Annotated in this window: 1 protein-coding gene and 1 pseudogene; both read left to right on the forward strand. The window is 69.1% G+C overall.

The genetic code is table 11. The annotated features are described in order from the left end of the window. The first annotated feature begins 41 nt into the window (after positions 1-41). Positions 42-5,717: a type I polyketide synthase gene (locus DM992_RS43055; RefSeq protein ID WP_239511547.1), complete on the forward strand. Its 5,676-nt coding sequence runs from the start codon at positions 42-44 to the stop codon at positions 5,715-5,717. Between the two features lie 34 nt (positions 5,718-5,751). Beyond that, positions 5,752-13,320 (forward strand): annotated as a pseudogene (locus DM992_RS43580) (aminotransferase class III-fold pyridoxal phosphate-dependent enzyme); the annotation flags it as partial. Between the last annotated feature and the right edge of the window lies 1 nt (position 13,321).

A 13,321-nucleotide genomic window follows, 5' to 3' on the forward strand; every position in this document is an offset into this window, starting at 1 on the left:
CGCTGCGTTCGGACCGCAACGAGCCGATCGCGGTCATCGGCATGGCTTGCCGCTTCCCCGGCCGCAGCGATACGCCGGACGCGTTCTGGCAATTGCTCGATGACGCGCGCGATGCCGTCACCGAAGTGCCGGGCGAACGCTGGGACATCGATCGCTATTACGACCCCGATCCGGCCACGCCCGGCAAGATGGCGACCCGCCACGGCGCCTTTCTCGAACGTGTGGATCAATTCGACGCGGCGTTCTTCGGGATCGCGCCGCGCGAAGCGACCTACCTCGATCCGCAGCAACGGCTCCTGCTCGAAGTGGCCTGGGAGGCGCTCGAGAACGCCCATCTCGCGCCCGAGCGCTTCCGGCAGTCCGCCACCGGCGTGTACGTCGGCATTACCTGCTTCGATCATGCGATCCAGGTGTCCAATGCGTCGATGCCGTCGAGCAGCTACGCCGGCACGGGCAGCGCGCTGAACATGGCCGCGGGCCGGCTGTCGTTCGTGCTGGGCCTCACCGGCCCGAGCATGGCGATCGATACCGCCTGCTCGTCGTCGCTGGTCTGTCTGCATCTGGCCTGCGAAAGCCTGCGCTCGCGCGAAACCAGCATGGCGCTCGCGGGCGGCGTCAACCTGATGCTGTCGCCCGAGGTGATGGTCAGTTTCTCGCAAGCGCGCATGCTGTCGCCGGACGGACGCTGCAAGACCTTCGACGCGGCGGCGGACGGCTATGTGCGCGGCGAAGGGTGCGGCATGGTGGTGCTCAAGCGCCTCGCCGACGCGCTCGCCGACGGCGACCGGGTGCTCGGTATCGTGCGCGGCACGGCGGTCGACCAGGGCGGTGCGGGCGGCGGGCTGACCGTTCCGAGCCGCGATTCGCAGGAACGGGTGATCCGCCGCGCACTGAACCAGGCCGGCCTCGCGCCCGGCGACGTCTCCTATGTCGAGGCCCACGGTACCGGGACGTCGCTCGGCGACCCGATCGAGGTCGAAGCGCTGGCTGGCGTCTACGGCCCCGGGCGCGCAGCGACCGAGCCGCTCGTGATCGGTTCGGTCAAGACCAATATCGGGCATCTGGAATCGGCCTCCGGCATCGCCGGCCTGATCAAGGTCCTGCTGTCTTTCGAGCACGACCGGATTCCGGCGCACCTGCATTTCACGCAACCCAATCCGCATACGCCGTGGCAGGACATCCCGATCCGCGTCGCGGCCGATCCGGTCACGTGGCGACGCGGGGAACGCAGGCGAATCGCCGGGGTGAGCGCGTTCGGATTCAGCGGCACCAATGCCCACGCGATCGTCGAGGAACCGCCCGTCGCGCCAGCGCACGCGGCGCAGCGCGGGCTGCTGCTGCTGTCGGCCAAATCCGAAGCGGCGCTGGCGGCGCTCGCGCAACGCTACGAGCGCGCGATCGCCGGCGCGACGCCGCGGGAGCTGGCCGCCATCTGCCGCGCCGCCGCCACCGGACGGAGTCACTATCCGTTTCGCGCGGCCTATGTGTCGGGCGTGAGGGAAGCGTCGGCGGCAGCGGCGCGCACGGGCAAGGCGTTGCGCATGGGCTTCGTGTTCGGCGCGCCGGACACCGGCGTCGCGCGCGAGCTCCACGCGTCGGAACCGCTGTTCCGCGACGCGTTCGCGCGTTGCTCGGTGCCGCTGGAGGCACTCGATACCGACGCGGGCCGCTTCGCGATCCAGTTCGCGTGGGCGGAACTGTGGAAGGGCTGGGGCATCCGCCCGTCCGTCGTGTCGGGCCACGGCGTCGGCGAATATGTCGCGGCCTGCGTGGCGGGCGTCGTGAGCGTTGCCGACGCGCTGCGCCTCGTGGCCGCCCGGTCGGATGCCGAAGCGTTGCGCGCCGCACTTCAGGACACGCCGCTCGCACGGCCGTCGGTCCGCCTGATCTCCGGCTGTCTCGGTGCCGAAGTGACCGACGAGGTGACGCATCCGCAGTACTGGTTGCAGCTTGCCGGGGCGTCGGAGCAGGCCAACGCCCCGCACGCGCCGGAGGGGCTCGCCGACGGCTGGCTGCCGCCGCCATGCGCCGGCGATGCACTGGAGCGCGCACTCGCGGTGCTGTACGTGCAGGGCTGGCAGTTCGACTGGAGCGCGCTGTTCCCGGCGCCCGCCCAGCCCGCCACAACCCTGCCGAACTACCCGTTCGAGCGGCAGCGCTTCAGCCTGGAGAAGATCCGCTCGCCCATCGTCGGCATGGATGCCGGCAGCATCGACCAAGCGTTGCGGCACCTCAAGTCGTCAGGCAAATACTCGGAAGACGTGCTGAACGCCTTTCCGGACCTGCTTAGGACTGCGTTCGCCCCCGCCGAAACCGCCGCCCCGACCGCACAACCGCTCTATCACGTGGTGTGGGAGCCGCAAGCCGCGTTGCCGGCGGCCCGGTTCGCCGCCGACGCGTCGCCATGGCTGATCTTCGCGGACGCGAGCGGTGTCGGCGAGCGGCTCGCGGCGCTGCTGCGGGAGCGCGGCGCATCCTGCTCGCTGGTGCGCCCCGGCCTTGACCATGGCGCCGGCGCGGAAGCGGGCTGGCAGATCGCGCCGGAGCGGCCGGACGATTTTGTCCGCTTGCTGAACGAGACCGCCGCCCCCGGCCAGCGCATCGTCTTTCTATGGGCGCTGGACGAAGCCGTCGGCGAGACGCGCATGTCCACTGCCCTGCTGCATCTCGTGCACGCGCTGGTCGGCAGCGAGCGCGAGTGGACGCCTTCGACCCGGCCCAGGATCCGGGTAGTCACGCGCGACGCGGTGGAAGCCGGCGAAGCGCCGCACGTATCGGGGTTCGCACAGGCTGCGCTGTCGGGCCTGGCACGCGGGGCGATGATCGAGCATCCGGAATGGTTCGAAACCGCGATCGATCTCGATCCGGCCGCGCCGGAGGACGAGACGCAGGCGCTGCTTCAGGAGATGCTCGGCGAGAGCCGCGAAGAACAGGTGGCGTTGCGGCACGGCGCGCGCCATGTCGCGCGCCTGAGCCCGCTCGCGCAAGCCGAAACGGCCGCGCTGCGGGTCGCCCCGGACGCGGCCTACCTGATCACCGGCGGGTTCGGCGCGCTCGGGCTGCACACCGCCCGGTGGCTGGCGGCGCGCGGTGCGGGCACGCTGATCCTGGTCGGCCGGCAAGGAGCCGCGAGCGGCGAGAGCCGGCGGGCGATCGCCGAGCTGCGTGAGCGGAACGTGTCGCTGCGCTGCGAGTGCGTCGATATCGCCGACCCGGTGGCGGTCACCGATTTTTTCGACGCGCTCCGGCGCGACGGCGTGCCGCTGCGGGGCATCGTGCATGCGGCCGGCGTCGTCGGCTACAAGCCGATCATGCAGGTCGAGCGCGAGGAGCTCGACGCGGTCCTGCAACCCAAGGTCGCCGGCGCGTGGCTGCTCCATCAGCAAAGCGAGCACTTCCCGCTCGATTTCTTCATCCTGTTTTCGTCGATCGCGTCCGCGTGGGGTTCGCGCGAGCAGGCGCACTACAGTGCCGCGAATCGATTCCTCGACGCGCTCGCGCATCATCGCCGCAGCCGGGGCCTGCCGGCCCTGAGCGTGAACTGGGGACCCTGGGCGCAAGGCGGCATGACGTTCCCCGAGGCGGAAGCACTGCTGCGGCGTGTCGGCATCCGTTCGCTGGCGGCGGATCGCGCGCTCGACGTGCTGGATCATCTCCCCGCCGTGCCGCAGGTGGCGGTCGTCGATATCGACCTGGCGCTGTTCCAGGGCTCCTACGAGGCGCGCGGACCCAAGCCGTTCCTCGATCGCGTGCGGGTGGGCGAAAGCCCGCCAGGCGCGCCGGCGATGCCGGCGTTGAGCGACGCATCGCCGCGCGAGCGAAAGCGCCTGCTGGCGGACAGCATCGATCGCGCGGTTGCCCAGGTGCTCGGCTACGAAGCGGGGACGCTGGATCGCGACCTCGGCTTCTTCGAGATGGGCATGGATTCGCTGATGGCGCTGGACGTGCGCACGCACCTCGAAAAAGCGCTGGGCATCCCGTTGTCGGTCGCGCTGTTGTTCGATCATCCGACGGTCAACGCCCTCGCGAATTTCCTGGCGGAGCAGTCGTCCGGCACCGCGCCGCAAGCGCACGCGGCGCCGACGCAGGCCGTGCCGGCGCAGCCGCGGCCGGTCGCGCCGGCCATCGAGGCCCGCGAGGCCGGCACGCCTGAACCGATCGCGATCGTCGGCATGAGTTGCCGGTTTCCCGGCGCCGCGCATGATCTCGACGCCTATTGGCGGCTGCTGAACGACGGGGTGGATGCGATCTCCGAAGTGCCGCGCGAGCGCTGGGATGTCGACGCGTACTACGATCCGGATCCGGAAGCGCCGGGGCGCATGTATTGCCGCTTCGGCGGTTTCCTCGACGACGTCGATCAGTTCGATCCGGCCTTTTTCCGTATCACGCCGCGCGAAGCGGCCGCGATGGACCCGCAGCAGCGCCTGTTGCTCGAAGTCAGTCACGAAGCGCTGGAGCATGCCGGCATTCCCGTCGACAGTCTCAAGGGCAGCCGGACCGGCGTCTTCGTCGGCATCACCACCAACGATTACGCAAACCTGCAGCTTCGCAACGGCGGCGGCAGCGGCATCGACGGCTATTTCTTCACCGGTAATCCGCTCAACACGGCGGCCGGCCGCATCTCCTATGGACTGGGCGTGCAGGGGCCGAGCATGGCGATCGACACCGCCTGCTCGTCGTCGCTCACCGCGATCCATACCGCCAGCCAGAATCTCCGAAGCGGCGAATGCGATCTCGCGATTGCGGGCGGCGTCAATCTGATCCTGTCGCCGGACAACTCCATCGCCGTCTCGCGCACGCGGGCGCTGGCGCCGGACGGACGCTGCAAGACCTTCGACGCGGCGGCGGACGGCTTCGTGCGCAGCGAAGGCTGCGGCGCGCTGGTGCTCAAGCGCCTGTCCGATGCGCTCGCCGCGGGCGATCGCGTGCTGGCCGTGCTGCGTGGCTCGGCCGTCAACCACGACGGCGCGTCGAGCGGTTTTACCGCGCCGAACGGACGCGCGCAGGAAGCCGTCATCCGCCAGGCGCTGGGCGGGCTTCCCGCCGCGTCCATCGATTACGTGGAAGCGCACGGCACCGGCACCCCGCTGGGCGATCCCGTCGAGGTGCAGGCGCTGGCGACGGTGTTCGGCGAAGGCCGCGACGGGGGCCGGCGGCTGCGCGTCGGCTCGGTGAAAACCAACATCGGCCATACGGAATCCGCCGCCGGCATCGCGGGGGTCATCAAGGTCGTGCTGTCGCTGAACCACGACCGCCTTCCCGCCCACCTGCATTTCCGCCACCCGAGCCCGCTGGTGCAGTGGGACGCGCTGCCGATCGAGATCTGCGCCGAGGCGAGCGCATGGCCGCGCGGCGAGCGGCCACGGCGAGCCGGCGTCAGCGCGTTCGGCGCGAGCGGCACCAATGCCCACCTGGTGCTGGAAGAAGCGCCCGCGCCGGCGCGGGCGGCGACGCCGTCGAAACACAAGGTGCATCCGCTGGTGCTGTCGGCCAAGACGCCGGCGGCATTGCGAGAGCTTGCCGGGCGCTATCAGCGGCGGCTCGAAGCCGAACCCGGTCTCGATATCGCGGCCGTGGCGTTTTCGGCGGCGACCGGCCGCTCGCATTTCGCGCATCGGCTGGCGCTGCCGGTGACGTCGATCGAGGACGCCATCGACAAGCTGCGCGCATTCCAGGCGAAGGAACCCGCCGGCGCGGCGCAGCCCGCCCCCGCGTGAAGATGGCATTCCTGTTCACCGGCCAGGGCTCGCAATACGCCGGCATGGGCCGCCGTCTGTACGACGCGTATCCGGTGTTCCGCGACGCCATCGACCGCTGCCGCGCGGTGGCCGATCCGCTGCTCGACAAACCGTTGCTCGAGGTGCTGTCGGCCCAGAACGACGATATCCACCAGACCGGCTACAGCCAGCCGGCCCTGTTCTCGCTGCAGTTCGCGCTCACCACGTTGCTGGCGTCGTTCGGCGTGGTGCCCGACGCCGTGATGGGCCACAGCGTCGGCGAGTACGCGGCGGCTTGCGCAGCCGGCGTCTTCTCGCCGGAAGACGGCCTGCGGCTGATCGCCGAACGCGGCCGGCTGATGCAGGCGTTGCCCCGCGACGGCGAGATGGCGGCCATTTTCACCGACCTCGCCACGGTCGAGCGCGCGATCGAGGCCTATCCGCACGATGTCGCGGTGGCGGCCGTCAACGGTCCGGCGAGCATCGTGATCTCCGGCAGGCGCGAGCGTATCGCGATGCTGGTCGACGCGTTCGCTGCGCGGGACATCCGGTCCGTGCTGCTCAATACGTCGCACGCGTTCCACTCGCCGCTGGTCGAGCCGATGCTGGACGGCTTCCAGGCCGTCGCGAAAGCCGTGCCCGTCGCGCGCCCGGCAATCCCGTTCTATTCCAATCTGACGGGCGCCGTGATGGACGAGGCGCCCACCGACGACTACTGGCGCCGTCACTGCCGGGAGCCGGTGCAGTTCGCGAGCAGCGTCGAGCGCCTCGCCGAAGCCGGTTTCAACCTGCTGGTCGAAATCGGCCCCAAGCCGGTGCTCGTGAACCTGGCCCGCGCGTGCTGTGCGCCGGACGCCGGGATCCAGTCCCTTGGCCTGCAGCGGCCGCAAGTCGAGCAGCAAGCGCTGATCGAAACGCTGTCGAGCCTGTATGCCCGCGGCGTCGATGTCGATTGGGCCTCGACCGAAACACCCGCGCCCACGCGCGTCGCATTGCCGTCCTATCCCTTCCAACGCAGCCGTACCTGGTTCCAGAAAGCGGACACGTCCATGACTCAGACAAGCGCATCACCCATCGCCGCAACGCCGACGCACAACCGTAGCGGCGAGGTTCTCGAATGGCTCCGCGGCAAGATCGGCGAATTGATCCAGGCCGATCCCGCCACCATCAACATCGACCTGCCGTTCCTGGAGATGGGTGCCGACTCGATCGTGCTGATCGAGGCCATCCGGCACATCGAGAAGCAGTACGGCGTGAAGCTGGCCATGCGCCGCTTCTTCGAAGACCTGGCGACGGTGCAGGCGCTCGCCGAGTATGTCGCGGACAATCTGCCGGCGGCCGCCGCGCCGTCCGAGGCCGAGTCCGTCGCGGGACCGTCCACGGCGGCGGCCGCGGTCGCGCCATCCGCGGAGATGCTTGCGCCGCTCGCCACCGCCCCGGCGGAATGGGTGGCGGTCGAAGGCGGCTCCACGGTCGAGCGCGTGTTGCGGGAGCAGAATCAACTGCTGTCCCACGTGATGAGCCAGCAGATGGAACTGCTGCGCACGTCGCTGACCGGCCAGGCCGGCGTGCGGCCGACGGCGGTCGCCGCGCGAGCCGCCGCGAGCACGGCGAGCGTCGCACCCACGGCCGCGATCGCGGTCCCGGCCGCCGCGCCCGCAACGAAGCCCGCGCCTGCAGCTGCGGCCGCGGCGGACGATCGGCCTCCCAAGCCGATGATGCCGTGGGGCAGCCCGGTCGAACAGCGGGCGCGCGGCTTGTCCGCCGTGCAGCAGGAGCATCTCGAAGCGCTGATCGTGCGCTACACGACGCGCACCCGGAAATCGAAGGACTCGGTGCAGGCGTCGCGCCCGGTGCTGGCCGACAGCCGTGCCACGGTCGGCTTCCGCTTTTCGACCAAGGAGATGCTGTATCCGATCGTCGGCGATCGCGCGGCCGGTTCGCGGCTGTGGGACATCGACGGCAACGAGTACATCGATTTCACGATGGGCTTCGGCGTGCATCTGTTCGGTCATACGCCGGACTTCATCCAGCAGCAGGTCACCCGCGAATGGCAACGCCCGCTCGAACTGGGCGCGCGCTCCAGCCTCGTCGGCGAAGTGGCCGCGCGCTTTGCCCGCGTCACCGGCCTCGATCGCGTGGCGTTCTCGAACACCGGCACCGAGGCGGTCATGACCGCCATGCGGCTCGCGCGCGCCGTGACCGGGCGCGACAAGATCGTGATGTTCACGCATTCGTATCACGGCCATGCCGACGGCACGCTCGCCGCGGCGAACGCGGAAGGCGTGACGGAAACCATCGCCCCCGGCGTGCCGTTCGGCTCGGTCGAGAACATGGTCCTGCTCGACTACGGCAGCGAAGCCGCGCTCGAAACCATTCGCGGCATGGCGTCGACCCTCGCCGCCGTGATGGTGGAGCCGGTGCAGAGCCGCAACCCGTCCCTGCAGCCCGTCGCGTTCCTCAAGGAGCTGCGCCGCATCACCGAGGAGGCCGGCGTCGCGCTGATCTTCGACGAAATGATCACCGGCTTCCGCGTCCATCCGGGCGGCTCCCAGGCCATGTTCGGCATCCGGGCCGATCTCGCGACGTACGGCAAGATCATCGGCGGCGGCCTGCCGCTGGGCGTCATCGCCGGCACCAGCCGCTTCATGGACGCCATCGACGGCGGCATGTGGACCTACGGCGACCACTCGTTCCCCGCCGCGGACCGCACCGCGTTCGGCGGCACCTTCTGCCAGTATCCGCTCGCGATGGCGGCCGCGCTGGCCGTGCTGGAGAAGATCGAACAGGAAGGCCCGGCGCTGCAGGCCGTGCTCAACGAACGGACCGCGCAAATCGCCGAGACGTTGAATGCGTTCTTCGTGGAGGCCGAGGCGCCGATCAAGGTGACGTGGTTCGGCTCGATGTTCCGCTTCGAATTCACCGAGAACCTCGACCTGTTCTTCTATCACATGCTCGAAAAGGGCATCTACATCTGGGAATGGCGCACCTGCTTCCTCTCCACCGCGCATACGGATGCCGACATCGACCGGTTCATCCGGGCGGTGCAGGACAGCGTCGCCGACCTGCGCCGGGGCGGTTTCATCCGGCCTCACTCGAAGCACGGCACGGTGGCCGCGCTGAGCGAAGCGCAGCGCCAGCTGTGGATCCTGTCGGAAGTCGATCCCGAAGGATCGCTGGCCTACAACGTCAACACCACCCTCGAACTGAACGGCCGGCTCGACGAGGCCGCCATGCGCGCGGCCGTCCAGGGTCTCGTCGATCGGCATGAAGCGCTGCGCACCACGTTGACGCCGGACGGGTCGGGCCAGATCGTGCATCCGTCGCTGAAGCTTCAGATTCCGCTGATCGATACGGACCAGGACGCGTGGCGGGACCACGAAAGTCGCCAGCCGTTCGACCTGGTGAACGGTCCGCTGTTTCGCGCCGCGCTGGTGCGCCTGGACAGCGAGCGTCACCTGCTGGTGATGACGGCCCATCACATCATCTGTGACGGCTCGACGTTCGGCATCCTGCTCGAGGATCTGGCCCACGCTTATGCCGGTGCTGCACCGGCCGCGGCGCCGCTGCAGTTCCGCGAGTACCTGAAGCAGCTCGACGGCCAGCGCCACAGCCCGGAAACGAAGGCGAATCGCGCGTACTGGCTCGCGCAATGCGCGCGCCGGGCCGACCCGCTGAATCTTCCGTTGGACTACCCCGGCCCGCGGTGAAGACGTTTCACGGCGAGCGCGTGTCCCTGCATCTGGACGCGGCGGAGGCCGCGTCGCTGCGCGCCGCCGCCCGTCAGAACGGCTGCACGCTCTACATGATGCTGCTCGCGGGCTTCAATATGTTCCTGCACCGCATCGCCGGCCAGCAGGAGATCGTCACCGGCATCCCGGTGACCGGCCGTTCCGTGGCCGGCAGCGATCGCCTCGCCGGCTACTGCACGCATCTGCTGCCGCTGCACTCCACGCTGCCCGAGCAGGCCACCGTGGCCAGCTTCCTGGCCGGCACCCGGCAGAACCTGCTCGACGCGCTCGAGCACCAGGATTATCCGTTCGCCGAGCTGGTCCGCGAAATCGGCGCGCAGCGCGATCTCAACGCCGCGCCGCTGGTATCGGCGGTCTTCAACCTCGAACCCGTGTCGGCGCTGCCCGAACTGCCCGGCCTGACGGTCGGTCTGGTCGCCCCGCTGATCCGCTATACCGCGTTCGATCTGAACGTCAACGTGCTCGACGCGGGGCAGGAACTGCTGATCGATTGCGACTACAACGCCGATCTGTTCGACGCGAGCACGGCGCAACGTTTCCTCGCCATCTACCGGACCTTGCTGATGCGTCTCACGGACGATGCGTCGGCTGCCGTTGCCCGGCTGCCGTTGTCGAGCGATGCGGAGCGGGATCTGCTGACCGTCGAATGGAACCGGACCGAAGCGGATTTCGGCGATGCTGCGGCACAACCGCTGCATCGGCTGTTCGAGCAGCAGGTCGAGCGCACGCCCGACGCCGTCGCCGCCGTCTGCGACGACGCCTCGCTCACCTACGCCGAACTCAACCTGCGCGCCAATCGCCTCGCCCATCGGCTCATCGAGCTCGGCGTCGTTCCCGATTCCCTCGTCGGCGTGGCCATGGAGCGCTCGCTCGACATGATCGTCGCGCTGCTCGCGATCCTCAAGGCCGGCGGCGCTTACGTCCCCGTCGATCCCGACTACCCCGCCGAGCGTGTGCGCTTCATGATCGACAACGCCCAGTTGCGCTGGCTCCTCACCCAGCAGCATCTGCTTGCCGCGCTGCCCGGCACCGACGCCCGCGTGATCGTCGTCGATCGCGACACGCTCGAGCTCGACGCCGCGCCCGCGTCCAACCCCGCGCCTGCGCTGAGCGGCGACAACCTCGCCTACATGATCTACACCTCCGGTTCGACCGGCAGGCCCAAGGGCGCGCTCAACACCCATCGCGCCATCACCAATCGCATCCTGTGGATGCAACACGCCTACACGCTCGGCACCGACGAGTCCGTGCTGCAGAAAACCCCGTTCAGCTTCGACGTCTCGGTCTGGGAATTCTTCTGGCCGCTCAGCGTCGGCGCGCGCCTCGTATTCGCCCGACCCGGCGGCCAGCGCGAGACCGACTACCTGGTCGAACTCATCGAGCGCGAACGGATCACCACGGTCCATTTCGTGCCGTCGATGCTGCGCGCCTTTCTCGATCATCCGGAGCTCGACGCGCACTGCACGTCGCTGCGCCGCGTCGTATGCAGCGGCGAGGCGCTGCCCTATGACCTGCAGCAGCGTTGCCTCGAGCGCCTGGACGCCAAGCTGTACAACCTCTACGGCCCCACCGAAGCCGCCGTCGACGTGACCGCATGGGAATGCCGGCGCGACGACCCGCACCGCATCGTGCCGATCGGCCGGCCCATCGCCAACACCCGCCTCTACATCGTGGACCCGCAGCTGCAGCCCGTGCCGCTCGGCGTGGCGGGCGAGCTGCTGATCGGCGGCACGCCGGTCGGCCGCGGCTATCACGGCGAACCCGAACTGACCGCAGAAAAGTTCATCGTCGATCCGTTCTCCAACGACCCGCACGCACGCCTCTACCGCACCGGCGATCTCGCGCGCTACCGGCCCGACGGCAACATCGAGTTCCTCGGCCGCATCGATCACCAGATCAAGCTGCGCGGCCTGCGCATCGAACCCGGCGAAATCGAAGCGGCGCTGACTTCGCACCCGCTGGTCGACGCCGCCGTCGTGGCGCTGCGCGGCGCGGACGACGGCGCGCGACTCGTCGCATGGCTGCACTCGTCGCACCCCGAAGCCGAACTGATCGAAGCGGTGCGCGGCCACCTGCGGCAGCGGCTGCCGGATTACATGGTGCCGTCCGCGTTCGTCGTCGTGCCCGCGTTCGAGCATCTGCCCAACGGCAAGCTCGATCGCGCCAGGCTGCCCGAACCCGGCGACAACCTGGACCACGTTGCGCCCGTCAACGCGCTCGAAGCGCAGTTGACGGCGATCTGGCAGGAAGTGCTCGGCAAGGCCCGGATCAGCACGACCGCCAATTTCTTCGAGCTGGGCGGCAATTCGCTGTCCGCGACGAAGGTCGCCGCGCGCATCCGTCGCGATCTGCATGCGAAGCTGGAAATCCGCAGCCTGTTCTCGCACCCCACCATTTCGAGCCTCGCGAAACGCATCGCCGATACGCAGCCGATCGATTACGCGCCGGTGACGCCGCTGCCGGCGCAGGTGCATTACGAACTCTCTCCCGCCCAGACGCGGCTGTGGGTTCAGGATCGCCTCAATGCGGCGCAAGCCGGCGGGCCGGTGCCCACGTCCCTGCTGTTCGAGGGCGTGCTGGACGTGGATGCGCTCGTGCGGGCGTTCCGCGCGTTGAGCGAACGTCACGAGATCTTGCGCACGCGTTTCGTGCTGGCCGGCAATCAGCCGGTCCAGCAAGTGCTGCCGCCCGGCGAAGCCGCCTTCGCGGTCGAGGTCGTGGATCTGCAGGATGCCGAGGACCGCGATGCCCAGGCCATGTCGATCTATGCGAGCGAACGGCTCGCGCCGATGGATCTCGCCACCGGTCCGCTCTTCCGCGTCAAGCTGCTCAGGCTCTCGGAAGTCCGTCACGTCTGCATCTGCACGATGCATCACATCGTGAGCGACGGCTGGTCCACGGAGGTGCTGCTCGACGACCTGTCGAAGATCTATGACGCGTTTGTCCAGCGTCGCGACAATCCGTTGCCCGCACTCCCGATCCAGTACAAGGATTACGCCGGCTGGCTGAACCGCCTGCTCGCCGGGCCGGAAGGCGAACGCATGAAGGAATACTGGCTGACCAGGCTGGGCGGCGGCCTGCGTTCGCTGGAACTGCCGGGCGACCTCGATCAGCCGGCCGTGCCGAGCTGGAAATCCTGGCGATTCGAACTGCCCGCCGCCGAGACGACGGCGCTGGAATCGCTCGGCAAGCGCCACGGCGCGACCTTGTTCATCGCGCTGCTGTCCGCGATCAAGGCGCTGTTCTACCGCCGTTCCGGCCAGGAGGACATCGTCGTCGGCACGCCGGTCGCGGGCCGCGAGCTGCCCGAACTCGAGTCGCAGGTCGGCCCCTATCTGAACGTGCTGGCGCTGCGCGATCGCGTCTCCGGCGACGATCGTTTCGATACGCTGCTGACCCGGGTGCGGGACACCACCATCGAAGCGTTCTCGCACCCGCTGTATCCGCTGGATCGCCTGCTCGACGCGCTGCGCATCAAACGCGTTGCGGGACGCAATCCGCTCTTCGACATCGGCCTGACGCTGCAGAACCAGCGACAAGGCGCCGTCGATCGCTACGCGGGGCAAGTGCGCATTGCCGAGCTGCCGGACCACGACCTGCAGGGTGCGGACCCGGAAGCCGCGACGGACTTCTGGTTCCTGGCCGAGCCGCGCGCCGAGGGCCTCGCGATCAGCGTCGTCTATCACGCCGGGCGGTTCAGCGAGGCCCTGGTACAAGGCCTCGCCAACGAACTGACGTCCGTCATCGGGGAAGTGCTTGCCAATCCGGGCGTTCGCATCCGGAACCTGACCTTGGGACAACGCGCGCTGCACGCCGAAGCGCGCCAGCCCACCGTCGAACTCAGCGCATTCT

The organism is Burkholderia sp. JP2-270 (assembly GCF_003233675.1).
GTDB classification, from domain to species: domain Bacteria; phylum Pseudomonadota; class Gammaproteobacteria; order Burkholderiales; family Burkholderiaceae; genus Burkholderia; species Burkholderia pyrrocinia_C.